20 protein-coding genes are annotated in these 22,943 nt (G+C 44.1%); 5 read left to right on the plus strand and 15 right to left on the minus strand.

The features are described 5' to 3' along the window. Positions 1-72 precede the first annotated feature (72 nt). The 11 genes from GKG41_RS15970 to GKG41_RS16020 all read right to left on the minus strand — a co-directional run bounded on the left by GKG41_RS15970 (position 73) and on the right by GKG41_RS16020 (position 14,024). Complete coding sequence (locus GKG41_RS15970; protein WP_154260439.1) at positions 73-840, minus strand: ABC transporter ATP-binding protein; 768 nt, start codon at positions 838-840, stop codon at positions 73-75. A gap of 70 nt (positions 841-910) precedes the next feature. Then, complete coding sequence (locus tag GKG41_RS15975) at positions 911-3,244, minus strand: ABC transporter permease (protein WP_154260441.1); 2,334 nt, start codon at positions 3,242-3,244, stop codon at positions 911-913. 116 nt (positions 3,245-3,360) lie between these two features. Continuing rightward, entirely contained in the window at positions 3,361-3,996 is a 636-nt protein-coding gene (locus GKG41_RS15980) for a TetR/AcrR family transcriptional regulator (protein WP_154260443.1), read from the minus strand. Between the two features lie 121 nt (positions 3,997-4,117). Then, a complete protein-coding gene (locus GKG41_RS15985) occupies positions 4,118-5,023 on the minus strand; it encodes a LysR family transcriptional regulator (protein ID WP_154260445.1) in 906 nt (301 codons plus the stop codon). Between the two features lie 114 nt (positions 5,024-5,137). Beyond that, on the minus strand, positions 5,138-5,941 hold the full coding sequence (locus GKG41_RS15990; RefSeq protein ID WP_154260447.1) for a pyrroline-5-carboxylate reductase dimerization domain-containing protein: 804 nt from the start codon (positions 5,939-5,941) through the stop codon (positions 5,138-5,140). 17 nt (positions 5,942-5,958) lie between these two features. Continuing rightward, positions 5,959-6,750 (minus strand): radical SAM protein, encoded by a 792-nt coding sequence (locus tag GKG41_RS15995; RefSeq protein ID WP_199884597.1) that lies wholly within the window; start codon positions 6,748-6,750, stop codon positions 5,959-5,961. 16 nt (positions 6,751-6,766) lie between these two features. After that, positions 6,767-9,148 (minus strand): formate C-acetyltransferase/glycerol dehydratase family glycyl radical enzyme, encoded by a 2,382-nt coding sequence (locus GKG41_RS16000; RefSeq protein WP_154260448.1) that lies wholly within the window; start codon positions 9,146-9,148, stop codon positions 6,767-6,769. A gap of 307 nt (positions 9,149-9,455) precedes the next feature. Continuing rightward, the gene (locus GKG41_RS16005) at positions 9,456-10,874 is read right to left on the minus strand and encodes a trimethylamine methyltransferase family protein (RefSeq protein ID WP_154260450.1); all 1,419 of its coding nucleotides are present in this window, start codon (positions 10,872-10,874) and stop codon (positions 9,456-9,458) included. A gap of 26 nt (positions 10,875-10,900) precedes the next feature. Further along, positions 10,901-11,824 carry a sugar phosphate isomerase/epimerase gene (locus GKG41_RS16010; protein WP_072852000.1) on the minus strand — a complete coding sequence of 308 codons (924 nt, stop codon included), beginning with the start codon at positions 11,822-11,824 and terminating at the stop codon, positions 10,901-10,903. A gap of 111 nt (positions 11,825-11,935) precedes the next feature. Beyond that, entirely contained in the window at positions 11,936-12,595 is a 660-nt protein-coding gene (locus GKG41_RS16015; RefSeq protein ID WP_154260452.1) for a TetR/AcrR family transcriptional regulator, read from the minus strand. Between the two features lie 112 nt (positions 12,596-12,707). Then, a complete protein-coding gene (locus GKG41_RS16020; RefSeq protein WP_154260454.1) occupies positions 12,708-14,024 on the minus strand; it encodes an MFS transporter in 1,317 nt (438 codons plus the stop codon). A 515-nt stretch (positions 14,025-14,539) separates the two neighbouring features. Between GKG41_RS16020 and GKG41_RS16025 the strand changes: the two genes are divergently transcribed. After that, the gene (locus tag GKG41_RS16025) at positions 14,540-14,860 is read left to right on the plus strand and encodes a type II toxin-antitoxin system Phd/YefM family antitoxin (RefSeq protein ID WP_243141065.1); all 321 of its coding nucleotides are present in this window, start codon (positions 14,540-14,542) and stop codon (positions 14,858-14,860) included. Further along, positions 14,857-15,186 carry a type II toxin-antitoxin system RelE/ParE family toxin gene (locus tag GKG41_RS16030; protein WP_154260458.1) on the plus strand — a complete coding sequence of 110 codons (330 nt, stop codon included), beginning with the start codon at positions 14,857-14,859 and terminating at the stop codon, positions 15,184-15,186. The genes GKG41_RS16025 and GKG41_RS16030 overlap by 4 nt, the downstream gene beginning before the upstream one ends. A gap of 336 nt (positions 15,187-15,522) precedes the next feature. Here GKG41_RS16030 and tsf read toward each other — a convergent pair whose 3' ends face one another. After that, positions 15,523-16,455 (minus strand): translation elongation factor Ts, encoded by a 933-nt coding sequence (gene tsf / locus GKG41_RS16035; protein WP_154260460.1) that lies wholly within the window; start codon positions 16,453-16,455, stop codon positions 15,523-15,525. A 30-nt stretch (positions 16,456-16,485) separates the two neighbouring features. Next, complete coding sequence (gene rpsB / locus GKG41_RS16040; RefSeq protein WP_154260462.1) at positions 16,486-17,256, minus strand: 30S ribosomal protein S2; 771 nt, start codon at positions 17,254-17,256, stop codon at positions 16,486-16,488. Positions 17,257-17,591: 335 nt separating this feature from the next. Here rpsB and GKG41_RS16045 point away from each other — a divergent pair, with 335 nt between their 5' ends. From GKG41_RS16045 to GKG41_RS16055, 3 genes are all read left to right on the plus strand, one after another. Then, on the plus strand, positions 17,592-18,230 hold the full coding sequence (locus GKG41_RS16045; RefSeq protein ID WP_154260464.1) for a bifunctional 4-hydroxy-2-oxoglutarate aldolase/2-dehydro-3-deoxy-phosphogluconate aldolase: 639 nt from the start codon (positions 17,592-17,594) through the stop codon (positions 18,228-18,230). A 68-nt stretch (positions 18,231-18,298) separates the two neighbouring features. After that, positions 18,299-19,324, plus strand: a complete 1,026-nt coding sequence (locus tag GKG41_RS16050; protein WP_154260465.1) for a sugar kinase — start codon at positions 18,299-18,301, stop codon at positions 19,322-19,324. A gap of 116 nt (positions 19,325-19,440) precedes the next feature. Beyond that, positions 19,441-20,469, plus strand: a complete 1,029-nt coding sequence (locus GKG41_RS16055; protein ID WP_154260467.1) for a sugar kinase — start codon at positions 19,441-19,443, stop codon at positions 20,467-20,469. Between the two features lie 4 nt (positions 20,470-20,473). On the opposite strand, the gene GKG41_RS16060 is transcribed toward GKG41_RS16055, so the two are convergent. Both GKG41_RS16060 and GKG41_RS16065 read right to left on the minus strand, forming a co-directional pair. Beyond that, positions 20,474-21,637, minus strand: coding sequence for an MFS transporter (locus tag GKG41_RS16060; RefSeq protein ID WP_154260469.1), 1,164 nt, complete (start codon positions 21,635-21,637; stop codon positions 20,474-20,476). Positions 21,638-21,921: 284 nt separating this feature from the next. Further along, positions 21,922-22,842: an RluA family pseudouridine synthase gene (locus GKG41_RS16065; protein WP_154260471.1), complete on the minus strand. Its 921-nt coding sequence runs from the start codon at positions 22,840-22,842 to the stop codon at positions 21,922-21,924. Between the last annotated feature and the right edge of the window lie 101 nt (positions 22,843-22,943).

Genomic DNA, 22,943 nt, shown 5'->3' on the forward strand with positions numbered 1-22,943 from the left:
AATACACATGTATTAAAACGCCTGTATTTATTATAGAAAGAACGTCTCATACTGTCAAGAGGGTTTTCTGTTTTACAATCCAAGACTGGAAAGCCACCCTGCTAGCTTCTGCTCCCTGCTTTTCAAGTCTCCCGTTTCCCCTTGATATTTTCCCAGATGCTTTTCACCTGCTATGACGCCATCCATCATGTACAGCACCCGCTGTGTTTTCGCCGCTACCTTTACATCATGGGTAACAAGAAGGATAGTTGTACCCTTTTCATTTATTTTCAGCAGTATATTCATAATCTCTTCGGCAGCTTTTGAGTTAAGCGCCCCGGTAGGCTCATCTCCGAAAAGAATTTCCGGCTGGTTCATCAGCGCCCGGCAGATGGATGCCCGTTGAAGCTGGCCGCCGGATGCCTGTGTAATATGACGGTCCGCCAACTGCAAAATTCCTGTCTGTTCCATGAGCTTTTTGCCCCGGTCCTTGATTTCCTGCTTTGTTTCCCTCTTTGAGAGGCAGGCGGACAGGAGAATGTTGTCAAATAAATTCAGGTTTTTCAGAAGGTTGCTCTGCTGGAAAACAAAGCCCATCCTATGCAGGCGGATTTCTGCCAGCTCGTCCTCTGACAATGCAGAAAAATCCATATCACAAAACCTGACGCTTCCCTGTGTTGCCCTGTCCATACCGCTGATGGCATATAAAAGGGTGGATTTCCCTGAGCCGGAGGGTCCCATGACAGAGATAAATTCTCCTTTTTCTACAGCTATACTGACATCGTGCAGCACCCTATGTCTGTTGTTTTTCCCCATTTCATATTCTTTGGTGAGATGTTTTACTTCCAGTATTGTATTCATATTAACCTCATTTCTGCTTTTCTTTTAATGAATATAGTTTTATTCCAATCTTGGAAAAAAGGTGCTTGCTCTATTTTGCTGCCAGCATGGCGTGGATACTCTGAATCGTCTGCCTGCACAGAATCATGGCTGCGGCTACTGCCAGCATCAATGACAGAGGGCATAAAAGCCAGGTATACATAGGATTTACCACAAATGTTATATCCGAGATTCCTGATATAAGCAGTCCTGCCAGCTTCTCACCCAGCAGGTTCGCCGCCAGTATCCCAAAAGCCACTCCTGCTGCCAGGAGTAAGACTGCACGGGTAAGGTATTGCTTCATGATATGATTGACTGTAAACCCCAGGCTTTTCATCACTGCAGTCTGTCTGGCCTCCTTTGTCATGAGCATCTTGAAAAACATGCCTGTTATCAGGGCTGCCACAGCAAGAGAAAGTACAAAAGCGGATTTCGCCACCAAACGCAGCTGATCGAGCACCCCGCCCAGCGTTTGATCCACATATTCCGTTACATCCGTTACCTTCGCCGGATGGAATATTTTACTGTATTCCAATCTCTTTTCCTCCCGGGAAACCCCCTCCTTCAGGTTGATATTCACCGTGAACCATATCACTTGTTCCATTTCCATAGGAAGAATAGCTTTCGCTGTTTTTCCCCCGTTGGTGACGTCCTGATAGATACCGGATACAGTCATCTGGCGTTCCTCGCCTCCCGCAACCAGAATCAGACTGTCTCCCGGTTCCTTCTGATACTCTTTTGCATTCATGGTTGACAGCGCAATTTCATTTTCCTTCTGTGGTGCAGAGCCTTTTGTATACTCCAGAGGGAATTGGTTAAAATCTCCGATTTCCACCTTCATATTGTCGTATGTACCCTCACTGTTCGACACCTTAAAAGTGCAGGTAAACAAAGCCGAATACTTGGAAACATCCCCATCCTTTTTCAAATATTCTTCCGTTTCCTTATATCTTGCAATAATATCCGGCGTATGCTGCAGGTCAAGACGGAGATCGCATTTTCCCGCACCCATGTAGGTGACAAAGTTTGGTGACTCTAAGGTATCTAGAAGGTTAACGGGAACGATCATCAAAAAGGTGCAGAGAACAAACACAAAGCATAGAAGCCCGTACATCCGGAAGTGCTCCAATACCTCCTTCACTCCGAGAAACATGTTTACATCTTTTATCCGGCTGTGGGAGAGAGTATATTTTCCTGTCCTTGATCCTTTGTCCGGTGCCATGCCAAGACGCAGTGCCTCCAGTGCGGAAATCTGGCGGAAACGGCGCAGAATCACCATACAAAAGATAATAATTGCAACAAAAACAATTCCAGCGCCTGTAACAGGAAGCAGCCAGTTCCATATGGTCTGCTTTCCTTTTCCCATGTACAGAGAAATATTTGCTGTAAACAAGTTTCCTGCAAACAGAGATAGCAAATAACCCAGCACGCAGGCAAAAGCAGAGATAGCCGTGTATTTCACCATATAAAGTTTCCTGATATTCTGATTTGAAATCCCTATGGCCTTCATCACACCAATTTCCCGGTAATCCTCCTCTATGGTGGTGAGCATGGTAAACCGCAGGCAAAGCGCGGCAATCAAGACCAGCAGACAGGCAATGAAGATAATGACAGATGCGGCGATCCCGTCCGACATTCCATTAATCACCTTCACCAGGTAATAGCCCATTGCCGTACCCTTTTGGGGCATATTGGAATCCTGGTAAAGTGTTTCCAGCTCCTGTATCCTGGACATATCATGAAGCTGAAATTCAATTAAATATTCAATTTCACCTAAATGTTCATGCAAAAGTTCCCAATCTCCGTCACTGACCAGAAAACGCTTGGAATTTATCATGGAGGGGTTCATCAGGCTGTCACGTAAAAACGCTACAATGGTAAAATCCTTAGCAAAATCTCCATCCACCACCTGTACTTTGTCCCCGGGATGCAGATTGTATCGCTGCATATGATAGATTGGTACTGCTATTTCCCCATCTGATACCTGTAATACCTGATTATCTGTATCCAAAAGATAGTCAAACTGCTGATTCTGCCTGACAAAGGAGTTTTCCATCAAGCTGTCAGCCTCTGATTGCTCCCGGCCTCCTATGTAAATATTGGCCCCATTGATTCCCAAAAGCTCAACGGTCTGCTGTGCCTTAACAAGACTGCGGTTTTCCCTTACAAAATTGTCCAGTTCCGTCTGTTCCACTTCTCCGGCATGGAGCTGCGAGAAGTGAGCCACATCCGCACTCGCAAGCAGTGTATCCATGGAACCTGACAGCGTAAGGATAATCGTAATTGCACCTGACACCAACATTGCAGCCAGAATAAAAAATCCGCATAAGGAGGCGGTAATTATCCGGTTTCTCTTTAAATCATTTTTTAACATGTGAAGCATCATAAGTCAGCCCTGCCTTCCTGTGTACAAAATTATACTGGTGTTTTTTATATGATATACGTCTTTAGACCGTCTGTCTGTCGGTGGCTGTGTAAAAAACAAAGAGACTTTTTGTCCCCTTATTTTTCGCTATCCAGAAAAAGAGGAAGTATTGCTTCCTGCATACTGCCCCGCTCCATCCCCAGAAGCCGTTCTAAATTGTAGATAAATGCCTCTATTTTTATTCGTTTTATTTCCCCATCATTCTGGGCAAGGTCATCAAATACCGTATTGGAATACAGCAGAGTCATTTCCACCACTTCCGCTGGATAATCCGTGTGACATATCCCCTGTTCTATGGCTTCTTCTATCAACTCTGTAACCAGAGGATTAACTTCCGCAAGCAGGCTTTCCTGCAGCTTCTGGTGCAATAATGCATTCTGAGGCTTATGTACCTGCTCCATAATCACACTTCCAGCAGGACTCTCTACATTGAGTGCACGTACAGCCAGTGTAAGGCGCTGCAGAACCGGCACTTCTTTTTGAAGGACAATACTTTTTGCCTTAGAAATTAACCTGTCTGTGATACGGTCAATCATGGCGTTCAGAATGTCTTCTTTTGACTTAAAGTGATAGTATAGGGTCCCTCTGGCAATTCCAACCTCATTCAAAATATCATTGGTACTGGTATGGTCAAAACCTTTTGTCCCAAACAATCTCTCTGCCACATCCAGTATTTCATTTCTGCGTTCCTTCGCGTCTTTTACCATGCGCATTACTTCTACCACCGTTTCATTACAAATTTGTATACCGACAATCTGTCGATAACACTTTATCATGAATACACATGCATGTCAATTTAATCCGCCACAACTTCGCTGCCCCAGCTGCTAAAATTTATGATTCCCCGGGCTGTTTTTCTGTATCAATATAATATTCTTTCGTCAAATCCAAAAAGAGGTTTATAACAGGATTGTTATTATTAGGATTCACCACACACACATAGGCATCCGTATATTCGGAGTCAAACTTGATAGAATGATAATGCGGATTATTCAACGATGTGGGATCATATGGATTTGAAATCGTAAGTCCATTTTCTGACAACACCTTAAAATATGCAATTTCCGACGAAGGTACTTCGACCTGATGTACATCTGCGAGATCAAAACGGCCTTTGAATATTTTATTCACCTGATAGCCATTGGGCCCTGTAAAATAAAATGTTTCCCCTGCAAGATCATGATATTCCAGTGACTGTTTGCCTGACAGCCTGTGATGTGACGACATAACAATAAGAGCATCTACTTTTTTCAGCTGCTTAACATCAAATCCCAATTCATGCCAATGAGGGAAATCAAGGCCCATTGCAATGTCTATGCTTCCATTAGTCAGCCCTTTGATCTGCTCCCAGGAAAACAATTTGCTGCACTGTATTTGCAATGACGGGAAGTCTTCACGGAGTTTATTGATTATTGACAAAAAAATATACTCTGCATAATATCCCGCCTGAAAAGAGATTGATAAAGAACCGCTCTTCCCTTCTGTAGCCATCTCTGCCATTCTTAGGGCATAGTCCATCTGTAAAAGCGCTTCTTTCACACCATCGTACAGTATCTGTCCAGGCTTTGTAAGACACAGAGGTTTGCTGTTTCGATTGAAAAGTGCATACCCCAATTCGTCCTCCAACATCTGTATCTGTCGGCTGATTGTCGGCTGAGATGTGTAAGCCTGTCTTGCCGAGTGAGTAAAATTCCCGGTTTCGGCAACGGAAATAAAATACTTGAGCTGTAATAAAGTCATAACAACCTCCACACAGGGTATTCCTATACTCGTATCCTTGAAAATCCATTTTCACTATAGCACACAAACAGGGCATCTGCAATAAGATGCCCTGTTTGTGATTCTGGTTCGAAGTTATTGATTTCCCAGCTTCTTACAATGCTCAACAGAAGTTTTTACAAACTCTTCATACATTGCATCAAAACCCATAGATTCGATTTTTTCCAAAGCAGTTACGGTAGCCCCTCCCGGGAGCCTGAGGGCAGTTTCAAGATCTTTCAGACTAATATCTGAAGAAAGAATCATCTCCGCGCTCCCCTTCATTGTCTGGGCAAATAACCGGATTGCCGTATCAGGATTCAATCCGTATTTTTCAGCCTCTTTTACCATTAAGTTAGAAATATGATAGAAGAATCCCGGAGCCGAACCATTGAACGGAAGAATCTCTGCCATCATGCCATCCGGAATCTCCTCTACGATGCCGGATAATCTGAGGATAGACGTGACCTTCTCTACATCTTCATCTGTACAGTTTGCATTACGCGATACCGCAAATGCCCCTGCTCCTACCCGTGAGCTCATGTTCGGCATACAGATAACAACTTTACAGTCCTCACCCAGATGTTCCGTATACCATGGCTGCTCAATACCCGTAACAACTGTCAGCATTAGCTGTCCCGGCCTGTAGCACGCCTTCAGCTCGTCGATAATAAGTCCTGCCACTTTAGGCGTCACCCCCAGAACCAGCATTTCTGAATGGTCAACCAGATCTTTCATGTTGTCAAATGTCGCATAGCCTTTCGATGCATAGTCTTTGCGGGTATCTTCATTGATATCATAGATACCGATTTCAGCCGGATTATAATCCTCATTAAGCTCTGCTCCTGTGTGCATTGCACGAATAATGTTTCCTGCGGCAATAAAACCATAACGTAACATAATTGTTTCCACCTTTCTTAAATGATCGTTTTAATATATTTATTTGTAATACTCATACACCACTCCATGTATTCTTTTGAAGGTGTTTTAACATCCGGCAGCTGATATGTAAGCCCTAGTTTGCGGTAAGTATCCGTCCCCAGCCGATGATAAGGCAGCAGCTGCAGGCAATCTACTCCAGGCAGTTCCATAAGAAATTGCCCTAGCTGCTCCAAATCCGTTTGTGAGTCATTCACTCCCGGAATCAACGGTCTGCGTATAATCAGCTTCATACCACTTTTCTCAGCCCCGGCTTTCCGTATATTATGCAAAATAATGTCATTGGGTACACCCGTGTACTTCATATGCGCCTTGGGATCCATAAGTTTCAAATCCACAAAAGCGGTGTTTGTATTTTTTAAAATCGGCTCAATCATACTCCATTCTCCATATAAAGAGGTTTCAATACAAGTGTCAATGCCCTCCCAGCATGCGCGGCTCACCAGATAATAAGTAAATTCCGGCTGAGCAAGGATTTCTCCGCCTGACACGGTCATCCCTCCGCCTGAGTGAAAATAAAACGGAATATCTTTTCGGACCTCTGCCATAACTTCTTCAACCGTCATGACAGCCCCATAGGTGATGCTTCCATCCAGGGTAGTCTGGATTCCTTTCTGATGACTTTCCGGAGTTGAACACCACCGGCAGCGCAGCGGGCACCCTTTCAAAAACACAACTGTCCGTAAACCATCTCCATCATAAATAGAACTTTTTTCAATCCGAAGCACAGACCCCTGAAGATCCATTTTTTCATAACTTTGATATCCCATTTTTCCGCCCTTTCAATCAGCCCCAGTTTGCAATCTCTGTACGCTGGATTATGTCGTCCTGGATATCCTTGCCCAGTTCTACAAAGAATGCAGTATATCCCGCAACTCTCACCAGCAGATCCTTATGGTCTTCCGGATGCTTCTGTGCATCAATGAGCACCTCAGGATCAATAATGTTGTATTGGGTATGATAGATATCCAAAGTACACTGTGTTTTAAGCAGAACCATCATGTTAGTTAACCCGCGCTCGCCTTCCAACAGTTTTGGATCAATCTTCAAGTTCATCTGGGTCCCCTGGGTAAAACGTGCATGCGGCAAATTACTGATAGATTTCAAAAGGGCCGTGGCTCCATTTACATCCGTACCTCCCGTGGCGCCAATCCCATCTGCAAGCGGCGTCCATGCCTTCCGTCCGGACGGAAGCGCTCCTACACTCTGTCCGATCGGTACATTGCCGGATACCGGAAGCATGCCCGCAGTCAGCTTTCCAAAGGGAGAGTCATATTTCTCAATCTGATCTACCAGATAATTGTAGATTTCTCCCGCACAGAAATCTGCTTTCGGATCATCGTTGCCGTATTTTGGCGCCTCCATACACATCTTATGAATCTCCTCATATCCATCGAAGTTGGCATCCAATGCTTTGCAAAGTTCATCCATGGACACTTTCCTTTCATCGTAGACAAGATATTTCACATCTGCTACAGAGTTTATGATATCTGCCTGCCCGATGATATTGATTCCATTTCCCACATTAAATTCAGCTCCTCCATTGGCATAATCTTTACCCACCTCCATACAGTGCGGATAGGTAAGAGAAAGTGCCGGTACCGGCCGGTAGTTCTCACTGAGATAATCCAGATAAGAATTCATGGTTGCCATCGTATGTACAAAATAATCTATTTGCTTTTTAACTGCTGTCATAAAATCATCAAAAGTCTTGAAATTGCGAGGATCACCTGTCTGAACGGACACCTGTTCACCTGATTTGCGGCTCTTGCCATTTGTCATAACCATATCTAAAACTCCGCCCATGCTGATTTCCCCAATATCCGTGTAGGATTTTAAGCGGCCTTCCAGATTCGTCTCCACACAGCCGCACGGAGTCCAATCCCATGCCTGTGACAATGGAATCCCCTTATTCAAGAGCATCTTAATCCCTGCATCATCATGATAAACTGCCGGCATAGTGCGTCCCATCCGAATACACTCTGCTGCTTTTCTTAAAAATGAATCCGGGTTTTTGGAGATATTGTAGCGCACTGTCATGTTTGGCTCTTTCAATGCAGTATCTTCTGTTGCCTGAATCGTCATATAGGATAAATCATTCACAGCATCATTACCATACTGGTCGATGCCTCCTGCACAGACCTGAACCGTCATATTATAACCTGCAGAAAATGCAGCACTCTCGCCATCCTGAAATAATCCCATCTCCGCAATCTTAATCCAAAAACAATCCAAAAGTTCCTGTGCATGATCCGGTGTTAATGTACCTTCTGCGATGTCCTTTTTGTAATAGTCAATCAAATACTGATCCATACGTCCCAAGTTATAAGAAGACGCATTTTGCTCCATAAAGATACAGAACTCATAAGTAAGCATACTCTGCAGCGCCTCGTAGAAATTACGCGGAGGATTTGCCGGGACATTACGGTTCACCTCGGCAATCTTAAGCAGCTCGGCCTTACGTATCTCATTCTTTTCTCCTGCTGCCATCTGTTCTGCCAGGTCTGCATGACGGTTAGCAAGTGATATGATACCTTCGGCTGTAATAATCAGAGATTTATAAAAAATAATCTGCTTCAGCACATCTTCGCCTGCTGCATCATCGAGTGCTGCCAGTTTTTCTTCTGCTTCCTTCTTAATGCCATTGATCCCTTTTTTCAGCAGTGTTCTCCACCCCGGTGTGTTTTCTCCATATCCGCGGACAAACTTTTTGTCTACATACAGCATACCGCCATCGCGCATGGTTCTGACATCTTCCGGCATCATCGCATTCCAGCGGTCAAGAACACATTTTCCTCTCCAGTATGGGGCAACTTCTTCCATAAAAAGCTTCTTGTTTTCTTCTGAAAGGTAAAAAGGGTCGTATTTACGTGTACTGATTGTATCTAACTCCTTCTCGATAACAGAACAGGCGGAATCCGGGTTAAGAATTCCTGCACGCGGTTTGAATGCAACTCCTCCTACTAAGAGTTCACGATCCTGTATGAAAATCGGTTTGTTTTCATACACCGTCTTCATGGCTGTCGCCTTTTGAATCTGCCACGGCTGACCTTCTGTCGCTTTGAATCCCTGTGTTACATAATAAGCATCCAGAATATCCATTTCCACACGGTGGGACATATAATTTTCTCTCAACGCCTGTATTCTTTTCATATAAGCTTTTGACATGATATACTTCTCCTTTATAAAAGTTTTTAATAAATACCTGATCCGTTATTTAGGGATCGTTCTGCATTCACTCTTACCCAGCTGTTACACTTTAACGTCCTTCTCTTGTTAAAATAATAACACTGCTGCCTCCAGATGTGAAATATCCATGTCAAATACTGACATTTAAAAAGTGAATACCCCCCCCCTTAATTTATGTATTTATCTAAGCTTAAACCGTCCCCCTGTGAATCTTCATAAGCTTTGCGAGCAGTACTCACACTGACGCGAAGTTACTTGTCGGGCGCGCATCGGGGAACCTCCACGGTCACATATTTTCTATATTAGCAAAATACTGCTCCTCAAGGCCGGATTTCGCCAACACTGCTTTCACCCTATTTTTTATCTCCTCATCCAATTGCGGGCGATGAGTTTCGTAATATTTTAATAGTCTGTTAGTCTCAGCGTCAACACTGTCCCAGAAATAATCCGCACCTTTTGCGCTGCGGGAACCGACACGGGGGGCATACAGATCCATAAAATTATCCAGTGTATAATCTGCATCTACGAAACTGCCGTCATGGCCGACTTCTTTGATTTCCTCAAGATTCAATGTCTCTTCATTCACTTCAATCGGTGTGAAGGCAAATTTAACCTGACGCATAATCTCAAAGTCAATCACCATCTTATCAAAGGATGTGGCATTTACACTATCCATAACGCCTCCGGCCTCCATTACCAGGTTAATCCCGTGACGATATGCAGATGAGAATGTCAGCATAGATTCGTATCCGGCCTGACAGTTGATTACCGGAGCATCTGTCTGGCATCCGCCGCCTCTGGAAGGCATTCCGTAAAATTTAGCCATATTAGCTCCAAAGCCCTGCATCAGTGTTCCTTCCGGCGCTGCACATGCGAAGGTAATCCCGCCCCTCATATCGGCGGCTGTTGACTGGATACCAAATACAACCGGAGTTCCCGGACGTATCATCTGTGCCAGCGCAATTCCCGCCAAATTTTCCGCTGTGCCGCTTGCGAGGGAACCTGCCATGGAGAGGGAGCCAGTCGCCCCCAGCATAGTAGCCGGGCATAGGATTGCCGGCTGTCCATACTCAGCCAGCAGCATTAAGCAGTCCAGCATTCTTTCATCCAGAGACAGCGGTGAATTAGTATTGATCAATGCGATCATTCTGGGTTTTTCAATCAGAGCTTCTTTGCTGCCAAAGACTTCACAGCTTGCCTCCATAATCAACTCCATCTCGTCAATCATGCCCGTCGGCAGCATAATCGCCTTGTCTGAATTCAGCAGTGTTGCGTAGAACATCTCGATAGCTGCAGTCTCCTCCGGCACGTCTCCCGGTTGAATCATAATACCGCCATTTATAGAATAATTATCGTCTGCATCTACAAGCCTCAGGCATTTGATATAATCCCCCATCGTTCCTCTGCGGCGGTTGCCATCCCGATCATCGATAAAAGCACATCCGTAGGTGGGGGCAGGATTGACATGGTCACCCCCTATCACCATATCGTATTTAGGATTTCTTGCATAGATTTCAAAGGATTCCGGCGCCATTTTCACCCAATGCATCACCTGCTCCTCGGTGAAATATACAATATTGCCTTCTACTTTAATCCCATTTTCTCTGTAGATTTTAAGCGCCTTCTCATTGTAGATCTTCACTCCCACCTCGCTCATAATTTCCATTGCTGCTTCATGAATCATCTGCTCTCTTGACTTTGACATTTCAGTTACCTCCTTATGGTATGTTGTTAACGGTTTCTCACACCTACTTTTAATTCGTTTCTCAAGTATGCAATGCTTTCCTCACATGCCTGCCATTCTCTGGCCCGCGCCTCTTCGATTGGTTCATCCGGTCTCAAGAATGGAATTTCATTTTCAAAAATTATACGATCCATCGGTGATGCTTCTCTGATACGTTTCAGAATTTTCGGCATATCAATGGAACCTTTGCCGCTGGATACTCCCACGTCATGTACTCCCATGGGATCGACCACGATCAAATCATCACTGAAGTGACAGCAGGTAGCATAGGGAAGCATCTTCTCCACCGCTTCCTCCGGGCCCTCGATAACTTGCAGGGAATTCACCGTGTCAATGCAGGCGCCTACCAGAGGGTGATCCAGCTTTTTGATTACCCACAGAACTTCATCTGCGTAAGTATCTGTATGGTTTTCAATAGCAATCTGCAATCCCAGTTCTTCCGCCAGAGGCAGCGCCTCCTTAAACTGTTCATATCTGACTGCCAACTGGCGCATAACATCCGGATGACAGCAGGAGCCATACAATACTCTGGGACGGATGATATCCAAACTGAATTTTGTCAGTTCACCTCCGATAGCCTTTGTGATCCGCAGAGCTTCTTCCACGGTACAATTTACTCTGGAATCACTGCCCGCCTGGAAAGAAGAATTAAACTCAAGGAAAAGTCCACGCTCCTCTGCCGCTGCCTTCACCTCAGCAAGATGTGCCGGATCCGTAGACTCCAAATCTACCTTTGTGACCTGAAGCCCATCCAGCTCCCACTCTACTGCCTTGTCCATCAATTCCATCAGACTCATAACCCGGGGAAAGAAATAATCCTTTCCAAATCCCCAGCTTTCTCCGAATCCGAAGAAATGAAGTGTGTAGGTATGCATACCCAGTTTAATTGGTCTGTCACTTCTCTTATTCATTGCATTTCCTCCTTTTTATTTAGTTAACTTGTTTACTTTTTTCTCTAAAAAATTTTTACAGGGTAACCTGTGTGTTTGGATTAATCTCCAAACACACTTTCATGCATTTTTTCACTTCACCCTTTCGAATACCTGCTGCATATTTTTGCGTATCAGTCTGTTGCACCTCAGTTCCAACTCCGCACATTTTGCAGACTCCTCATCGATAGCAGATTCCAGCATCCCCTTGACAATCAGGGGATTCGTCCAGCTAAAATACTCTGCCTCCTCGTCGCTTATCAGTTTCATATTTTCAATACGCCGCAATATGATGAAATCACGCTTTCTCATATCGCCGTCAAAAAGCAAGGTGAAATAATGAGCCGTATATTCTTCTGAACCGCTTATCGGGAATAACTCAAAATAATCCTGGACTGCATTTCCAAATACGGAGTTTCTGGCTCCCCAAAATAGCCGATAATATACATCCGGTCTTTGAAACGCATAGTGATCGAACAATTCCCATCCCTCTATGTAGATTTCCAAAAGGTTCTTCCCTGAATCCAACAGCTTTCCATAATTCACCATATACTCGTCCAGAAACCGGACGGATGCAACGGCTATCAGATACTCCAGACTATCAAAGTGCTTATACAAAGCTGCCACCGAACATCCATTTTCCTTTGCGAGTTTCCGTACTGAAATTTCTGATGAATCCTGTATCAGAAGCTTATTATAAGTAGATAAGATAAATCTTTTCTTCGTCTCTATCCCCTTGGAATATACTGCCATTTGCAAACTCTCCTCATCCTGTGAACAAATCATTTCCTTCATAATAATGCATTTAGCTCAAAACATCAATATTGAATTTCATGACCTGTACTCAGCAAATAGAAGACGCTTCTTAGCCCGCTCTGTTTTCCTCCGCTTTTAATCTTTTTGCATATCTCGTAGTAATGAGAGCTACGATTACGCCTAATATACCGCACCCAATCGCCCACATCCAGATATAGTCGTAACCTTTGTTTCCAAATTTATCGATCCAGGAGCCTGCAAGCTTTGCAAAATACACATCCGGCAAATAGCAGAGAGCTGAGATTACGCCCGTAGCAATTCCTGTGTATTTCAGCGGTATTCCCACTTCCCCCAGTGTGGCAAAATAAATACCACGCATGCCGGAATAAACAATAGCAAATGCAAATGAAACAGCAATGCAGAGAACTACCACGCTTTTGGTAACAATCAGTGCCACACACAGAATACTTGATACCATCAGATATATTCCCAGAGTTTTGGATTTTGACCCTATTTTATCGGAAATAAAGCCGATCAGGAATGTCATGATTGCCGCAATAATATAATTTCTGATGATAGCAAACAGACTGGCCTGCGTTGCAGATATTCCTAATACACTTGTAGTATATGCTCCCAAATATCCACTTCCTGCTGACGTAAAAGAATAGCAGAAAAAAATCAGCGCCGATATCATCCAGGTTCCGGGGAGTTTTAACACTGAAACTATGTTTTTCATGCTGAATGCTGCCTGTTCTTTCTTCGCATCATCCTCTTCCTCCGCCCCGATTACATCAGCAGGAACAAAGATAAACACCAGCAAGGTAAATAACAGGAAAAGTCCTCCGCTTATGAAAAGCAGCATTTTCCACTGCGCACCTACTGCTGCGGGATCCATATCTCCGCTTGCCAGAGTTGCCTTACTCAGCAGTCCCACACCCACAAAGCCGATAACAGTTCCAAAAATACCCCTGACAAATTCTGATGTGGAGAAAAGCCGCCCCTGCTCGTTCTCATCTCCCATCTTTCTCGTAAGTTTAAGGTACGCCGACCAGATGAGAAAACTCGTCCCGACACCATAGAGAAAATGGATGATCATGATAGAAGTGCGCCCCGGGACAATGCCAAACCAGAAGGAGCACAGCCCCATCACAAGTCCTCCCAGGATGATCAGCCACTTTTCCTTAAATCTGTCTGCAAAAATCCCTCCAAATATATAGCCCACCATAGAAACCACGCCGTATACCAGACCAAAATCTCCGATAAATTCATTCACATAATCCACTGAAACAACCGGTTTATACTGCGTAAATAATACAACCATCTGATCATAGTAGCTGTATCTCAAAAACGTCACATAAACCATCACGCCCGACAACAACGCACATAAAATGACGATAAACCATCTCTTTGCTCCTGTTATCTTCATTTGCCTGTCTCCTCCTAACCCATTTCTGCTTCTACCCTTTTCTAGAGATGTAAGCTTTATCTGCTTGCAAGCCAAAACTAACGCGTTAACTTTTTGGTTTTAAAAAAACCGCTCACTGCTTTCTGTACGATTTCATGGAAATGTGAGCGCGTTAGCTTTTGTGTTAACATCATATGGCATTTATTTTATATTGTCAAGTTTATATTGGGATGTTTTAATTTTTTGTGAATTATGCACAGTTTTGTTACAATAATTTCTCCATCATTTTTTTATGCATTAGTGTTTATTAGCCACGATCACTACTATCTTTCCGACACGAAAAAAGAGCCTGTTTCGGCTCCAAAAACCTTTGAAATTTGCACCTATATGTTTTCCGAATGCTATGTAAAAGTCTGGTTTATTTTATTTAATAAAAATATGGAATTGCACAAAATATATTTAAGCAGCATTTACATCAGTAAATAATTTGACTTTTTAACTGATATTTTATATACTATAGTAAAGAGGTGATGATTATGAGTATTAGAAGTGCTATTGAAAACACAATTCCCATTTCCCAATTCAACCGTGGATTAGCCGGAAAAATCTTTGAAGAAGTAAAGCGCCACGGTGCAAAGGTTGTCATGAAGAACAACTCCCCTGAGTGCGTCCTTCTTTCTCCGGAAGAGTATATCCGCCTTCTAGATGAGGTAAATGATGCAAGGCTCTTAGCCACCGCCACACAACGCATGTCTGCTTTTAATCCCTCCGCCGTTATCTCCCAGGAACAGGTGGACCGGGAATTTGGATTCATCCCTGCTGACTATGAAGAAACGGATGACATTGAATTTGAATGAGCTGGGATGTCAAATACCTTCCTGAAGCCCTTGAAGACCTCCGCAAACTGGATGGCAGCCAGAAAATCCTAATTCGCAAAGCGATTCAAAAAGTCTGCCAAAATCCATTGCCAGAAACCGAAGGCGGCTACGGAAAACTCCTGGGAAACAAAAATAACACCAATCTTTCCGGCTTCTTAAAGATCAAACTCCGAGGTGCCGGCCTTCGTATCGTATACCAGCTCATCTGGCGTGACGATGACATGCTGGTTGTCGTAATCGGCGCACGGGCAGATGACGAAGTCTATGAGATTGCACAAAAACGCATCCTTAAACATGATTTGTAAAAAGAAACGGTAGGTACTTACACTTTCTCAGCATAGCTCAACACTTGACATGAAAACTTTTTTTGTAACAGCTCTTTTTATTCAGAAAAAACGCACTGCCTCAAATGGCAGTGCGTTTAATAAGTTCTTTAACCATATAGCCTCATGTTAATAAGCAAGCAAAATTCTCGTTGAACACTTGGGTATCACTTTTTACCCAATCAGCTACCCATTCTATACCCAAAACAGCATGATATTCTTTGATATTTTGCGATAGTTTATGATAGCTGCAAATCTCCTATTGAGCCTGATAAACAAAGGGAATACGGTGTTTTTCGCTATCTCAGAAGTTCCAGATTAGTTTCCCATCTGCTTTGCTACTTCCTCAGCAAAATTCTCTTCTCTCTTCTCAATTCCTTCACCAGTCTCAAAACGAACAAATCCTTTGATTGTGATGTTGGCATTGTTTGCCTTTGCTACCTCTTTTACGTATGCGCCAACGTTTTGTTTTCCGTCTTCTGCTTTTACGTAAACCTGATCTAAAAGACAGATTTCTTTTAATTCTTTATTAATACGTCCCATAACCATTCCGCTGATGATCTTGTCATTGGCATCTGGTTTTTCGTTCTTGGCCTGTACGGTTAAGATTTCTTTTTCGTGCTCGATATAAGCCGCATCCACTTCATCTCTGTTGGTGTACAGAGGCTTAATAGCCGCAACCTGCATAGCAACGTTTTTAGCCATCTCTCTCACTGCGTCATTTATAACGTCTGTTTCCACGTCTACTAAAACGCCGATTTTACCGCCCATATGAGTATAAGATGCAATAAAACCATTCTCCTCAGACATCTGCTGGAATCTTCTGATATTCATATTCTCTCCGATTACTGCAATCTGTCCTGCTAAAGCTTCGGATACTGTCTTTGAAGTATCAAATTTCCATGGCTCTGCCAGGAAAGCTTCGATGTCTGCTGCGCTTGTCTCTGCTGCCTGCTCTGCAACCTGAGCAACATACTCCTGGAACTTCTCGTTTTTCGCCACAAAGTCTGTCTCTGCATTTACTTCTACAACCACAGCCTTTTTGTCGTCATTTATTAATAAAGTTCTGCACAGTCCTTCTGCAGCTATTCTTCCAGCCTTTTTCTGTGCTGTTGCAAGTCCTTTTTCTCTTAAGAACTCCATTGCTTTATCCATATCGCCTTCTGTTGCTGTAAGAGCTTTCTTACAGTCCATCATACCAGCGCCGCTGATTTCTCTTAATTCTTTAACCATTGCTGCTGTAATAGCCATTGTGTTTTCCTCCTGAAAATAATATGGTAATTAAGCTTCTTCGCTTTCTGCCGCTACAATCTCTTCGATGTCATCAGAGCCCTCTGTAACATCCTCAAAGATTTCTTCTTCTGCTGTTGCGCCCTGATTTGCCTCGATTACAGCGTCAGCCATTTTGGAAACGATTAATTTTACTGCACGGATTGCATCGTCATTGCCCGGGATTACGTAATCTAATTCTTCCGGATCGCAGTTTGTATCTGCAATACCGATAAGAGGAATTCCTAATGTGTGAGCTTCCTGCACACAGATTCTCTCCTTTTTAGGATCTACGATAAAGATAGCATCCGGAATCTTCTTCATTTCTTTAATACCGCCAAGGTTCTTCTGAAGCTTTGCTAATTCTTTTCTAAGAGCAATAACTTCTTTCTTAGGAAGAACGTCAAAGGTTCCGTCAGCTTCCATTGCTTCGATTTCTTTTAATCTTGCGATTCTGCTCTGGATCGTTTTGAAGTTTGTAAGCATACCGCCTAACCATCTCTCGTTGACATAGAACATTCCACAGCGCTCTGCCTCTGTCTTGATAGCATCCTGAGCCTGCTTTTTAGTTCCCACGAAAAGAATTGTGCCGCCTTCTGCAGCAATATCAGCGATTGCTTTGTAAGCATCATCTACCATTCCAACGGATTTCTGCAGGTCGATAATGTAGATTCCGTTTCTCTCTGTGTAGATATACTCTGCCATTTTAGGGTTCCATCTTCTTGTCTGATGTCCGAAATGAACACCGGCTTCTAACAGCTGTTTCATTGAAATAACGCTCATGTTTTTACTCTCCTTTTGGTTGTTTTCTTCCGCATTCTTCATCTCCCGCAGGAACGTCATTCTTCCTATATTCATATAGAAGAATTCAGCACCCTCCTTTGGAATCCGGCTGCGTGTTTATTTTTGACCTTTAGCATTATAGCATGACTCTAATTGGAAATGCAAGGTATTTTTTGCCTTATTTCCTCATTTTGTTCCATAATATGAAATTTATCGGAAATCCTATTGACATCATATTAGTCAGTGCTATAATCGGAATTAAGATATCACATTACGAAACTTAGTTTCATATTATGGAACTTCAAAACAAACATATAAAAAAGGAGAAATGAACCATGCATGAAGTATTAGAGCAGATCCAGAAGCTTGGCATCGTACCTGTTGTTGTGTTAAACGATGCGAAAGATGCAGAACCCCTTGCAAAAGCCCTGTGCGACGGAGGCCTCCCCTGTGCAGAGGTGACCTTCCGTACTGCTGCGGCGGAGGAATCCATCCGTATCATGGCAGAGAAATTTCCTCACATGTTAATCGGTGCGGGAACCGTACTCACTACAGATCAGGTTGACCGCGCAGTAGCCGCGGGCGCCAAATTCATCGTAAGCCCGGGTCTGAACCCGCGAATCGTAAAATACTGCGTAGAAAAAGGAATCCTCATCACACCTGGATGCTGTAATCCAAGCGATATAGAACAGGCACTGGAAAATGGACTGGAGGTTGTGAAGTTCTTCCCCGCAGAACCTGCTGGCGGATTAAAAATGATCAAAGCTATCGCCGCTCCTTACGTGGGACTTAAGTTTATGCCAACCGGCGGTATCAATGCAGCTAACGTGAAAGATTACCTGGCTTACGACCGTATCGTTGCCTGCGGAGGGAGCTGGATGGTAAAAGGCAGTCTGGTAGATGAAGGGAACTTTGCGGAGATTACCCGACTTACCAAAGAAGCAGTTGCCATTGTAAAAGAAGCAAGAAGCTAAAAGATTCTAAACTCAATTTGTAATATAATAAATGAAAATTTTTTATTAAGAAAGGACGAAGACTCATTATGGCAAAAAAAGTAATTACCTTTGGTGAAATTATGTTAAGACTGGCTCCGGAAGGATACTACCGTTTTGTACAGGCAGATACCTTTGGGGCAACCTACGGCGGAGGAGAGGCCAACGTTGCCGTATCACTTGCCAATTATGGATTTGATGCTAAGTTTGTCACCAAGCTTCCAAAGCACGAAATCGGCCAGGCTGCAGTTAACTCACTGCGCAAATACGGCGTTGATACCTCTTTTATCGCCCGGGGCGGAGACAGAGTAGGTATCTATTTCCTGGAAAAAGGAGCTTCCCAAAGACCCTCCAAAGTAATCTATGACAGAGCAGGTTCTTCCATTGCAACAGCAAACACAGCAGATTTTGACTGGAACGCCATCTTCGACGGTGCAGACTGGTTCCATTTTACTGGTATCACACCTGCGTTAAACGATGATGTGGCTGCTATCTGCCTGGAAGCCTGCAAAGCTGCCAAGGAAGCCGGTGTTACGATTTCCTGTGACCTGAATTACAGAAATAAATTATGGTCCAAAGAAAAAGCCGGACAGGTTATGGGTGAACTGTGCAAGTATGTAGATGTTTGTATTGCCAACGAAGAAGACGCCTCTGATGTCTTTGGCATTAAGGCTGCCAATACTGATGTTACCGCAGGTACTGTAAATCATGAAGGTTATAAGGATGTAGCCAAGCAGCTGGCTGACCGTTTTGGTTTCTCCAAGGTTGCGATCACACTCCGGGAGTCCTTGTCCGCCAATGACAATAACTGGTCCGGTATGTTATATGATGGTACGGATTACTTTTTCAGCAAAAAATATAAGATGCACATCGTTGACCGCGTGGGCGGCGGCGACAGCTTCGGCGGCGGATTAATCTGCTCCTGCTTAAACGGATGTGATTCTCAGACAGCCATAGAATTCGCGGTTGCTGCTTCCTGCCTGAAGCATTCAATTGAAGGCGACTTTAACATGGTATCCATGGATGAAGTGAATAAACTGGCAGGCGGAGACGCTTCCGGCCGTGTCCAGAGATAGTTTTTGAATTAACCTAATAACTTTTACTGTTTACATTTCCCTATTGCCATTGGGATGTAATTCCTGGGGATGCTGTTGCCATGCAGCATCCCACTTTTATAGAGGAGTTTTTTAACATGAAAAACAAAAAAGATTTTGATATTCTGGCACTTGGAGAATTGCTGCTGCGTTTATCCCCGCCCAACAACGAGCGCCTTACCAGGGGAGAAACCTTTCAGAAGCAAGTGGGGGGAGCCGAACTAAACGTTGTCTCCGGCGCCTCACTTCTGGGTTTGCGTACCGGTATTATTTCAAAGCTGCCCTCTAACGATATGGGTACCTTTATTAAAAACCGCGTGCGATTCTGCGGAGTCAGCGACGATTATCTGGTATACGATACCAGTAAGGACGCACGCCTCGGGGTATATTACTATGAAAACGGAGCCCATCCAAGGAAGCCCAGCATCGTATATGACCGTATGTATACCTCCATGAACAAAATAGATGTCTCTGACTTTTCCGAAGATCTCTACGCTTCCGCCCGCTGTTTCCATACCAGCGGAATCACCCTGGCCCTCAGCCCTCAGGCCCGCCGCACAGGCATCGAAATGATCAAGCGGTTTAAGGAACAGGGAACTATTATTTCCTTTGATGTTAACTTCCGGGGAAATCTCTGGTCAGGGGAAGAAGCCAAAGCCTGCATCGAAGAGATTCTGCCCTATGTGGATATTTTTTTCTGCTCCGAAGACACCGCACGCCTTACTTTTCTGAAGGAAGGGAATCTAAAGGACATCATGAAAAGCTTTACCCAGGAGTATCCTATCTCCATCGTTGCTTCCACCCAGAGAATTGTACACAGTCCCAAAGTCCATACCTTCGGTTCCGTTATATATGATGCCAAATCAGACGCATATTTTGAGGAAGAGCCTTACAGGGATATCGATGTTGTTGACCGCATCGGCAGCGGAGATGCCTTTATCTCCGGCGCCCTGTACGGACTTTTGGCCCACGACTTTGACTGCCAAAGGGCAATGGAATACGGCGATGCCACAAGCGCAGTGAAAAATACCATTCCCGGGGATCTGCCCTCCTCTGATCTTACAGAGATTAACCGGATCATCTCTGCCCACAAACAGACAGGAAGACAGTCTGAGATGGATAGATAATCATTTATCTCCTGATCATTTTCCCGGCAGCCGCCAGCAGAGCACCGCTCCCCACCATTATCCACTGTATCGGCACCCGATCCGCCATAGGACCGAAGATGAGCATTCCCAGGGGCATAACACTTCCTGAAATTATTTGAAATACAGAAAACACTCTTCCTAATTTGCCTGCCTCAACCTCTTCCTGGAGCATGACTGTAGAAGCTGTGGCCAGGGCAGGCATAAAGGCCCCTGAGATCATCATTACAGCCAGATACATCCAGAAATACGGAGTCAGCCCAAGCAAAAGAAATGTGATTCCAAACCCTATATAGGAAACTGCCATGACTCTCCACTTATCTTTAAAATTACCCTTCCAGGCCACAAAAATCCCTCCCAGAAGGGATCCAACGGTCCATACGATTTCATTGGCCGACAGCCTCCACACCTCACTCCCAAAAGTCCTCTCAATCATAAGAGGCGTTAAAAAGGCAGCGGGAGTTATAAGAAAGAAGGCAATTCCGTAAAAAATCAGTATCCTGGATACAATGGCATGGCCTGTGGTATATTGAATTCCTTCTTTCAATTCCTTCCACATGGAAATCTGGCCTTTGCTTACGGGCTTTTCCACCTTCAAAAACGCCATAACGCATATGGCAAGGGCTGCAGTTATCACATCTACCAGCATCGCCCAGGCAATCCCCACACTTCCCAGAAGGACGCCTCCCACAGCAGGAGAAATCATCATAAGGACTGAATTACACGTCTGGTTAATTCCATTCATTCTGGTAAGCTTTTTCTGAGGAATAATCTGAGGGACAATGGCTCCTACGGCAGGCGTCTGCACTCCCGCTCCCACTGAACGGACGGCTGATACCAGCATAAGCATCCACATCGAATCTTTTCCAACTAAAAACATCAGAGCAAGTCCCAGCGTTGAGGCAGCAATAAAGCCATCCGACACCATAATCAGCATTTTTCTGTGATACCGGTCAGCCCAGACCCCGGCAAAGAGAGAGATGAAAAGCTGGGGAAGCAGAGAGCACAGGATTGAAGCAGTCATCCACATACCCGATGAGGTTTTCAGTGTAATATACCAGGTAATGGCATATCCAACCACAGAAGACCCAAAAAGGCTGATATTCTGACTGACAAGAAACAAGATACATTTTTTCTTCCATTCTTTCATATTTACCTCACATTTTAGTTATCAGGCACCGGAATGCCTTTTTCTTTTTGAGTAAAAAAAACAACAGACAAACGTTCCCTTGGAACCTTTGCCTGCTGCTTACATCCGCAAAAAGAGCATAATTTCAGAATATACACTCTGTAAAAAACAGAGGCAGCCTGCTCATGCTTCAATTCCGCAAAATAAGGATCAGAAAAAAGCTCCCATCGGAACTTAGCTTCTCCCAAATCACTTATCTTAAACGAGTTGAAAACATGAACACTACCTCCTGAATTCTATTGTTGTTATAACATATCACAGCTCTCCATCTCTGTCAACAGTTCTTTGAAATCCTGGGGAAAATCCGCTGACAGCATGATTTCTTCCCCGGTAAAGGGGTGAATCAGTTTCACTTTCCAGGCGTGAAGTGCAGTTCTTTTTATGTGCTCCATGGGACCTCCGTACAGAGAGTCTCCCAGCAAAGGATGCCCCAACCCTGCCATATGGACACGGATCTGATGTGTGCGTCCCGTTTCCAGACACAGGGCCACCGCCGAGCAGGAATCCTCCTTTCCCCTCCCCATAACCCGATAATGAGTCACCGCAGTCTTTCCACTCTGGGATAATTTCATCTTCATAAGAGAGTTCTCCTCTCTTTCTATTCTGTGGTATATTGAACCCTTCCTTATATCAGGCACTCCCCGGACAACAGCTATATATTCTTTTTGAAACCTGCCATTTTCTTTTTGCTGAAAAAGACGCGCAGCAGCAGCCTGGCTCTTTGCAAAAACTACAATACCGGAAGTCTCCCTGTCAAGCCGCCCCACAGAGCGTATACGTACCTTCTCACCTCTGTTTATAAAATACGCTGCCAGCATATTAGACAATGTCCTGCTGTAATGGCCGGGGGAGGGATGGACGGTCAGACCGGATGGTTTGTCTGCAATTAGAAGATCCTCATCCTCATAGAGCACATGCGGCGTTTCCATACATGGAATCAAATGGCTTGATCCGGTATTCTCATCCTCTAAAAGAACCGCTACCTCGTCGCCTTTTTTCAATATAGTATTGCTTCTGCTTCTTATTCCGTTTACACAGATACCCTGCTCCCTGAACTTTGCCTGACGAATCTGCCGCTTGGTCAGTCCCATCGTACGGTTCATAAAAGTACCCAGAAGCATGGTATCTTCTTTATCTGTGACGGTGCGCCTTACTGTTTTTTTCATCTTTCCGGCCTTCTGCCTCTCTTTTTTTTATCTGATATGATTTATTTTAGGGGCATTGAAATGTAAAGTCAACAACTTAGATTTTATGATTTACAAAGGAA

It is taken from the genome of Lactonifactor sp. BIOML-A5, assembly GCF_009677585.1.
Taxonomy (GTDB): Bacteria; Bacillota; Clostridia; order Lachnospirales; family Lachnospiraceae; genus Lactonifactor.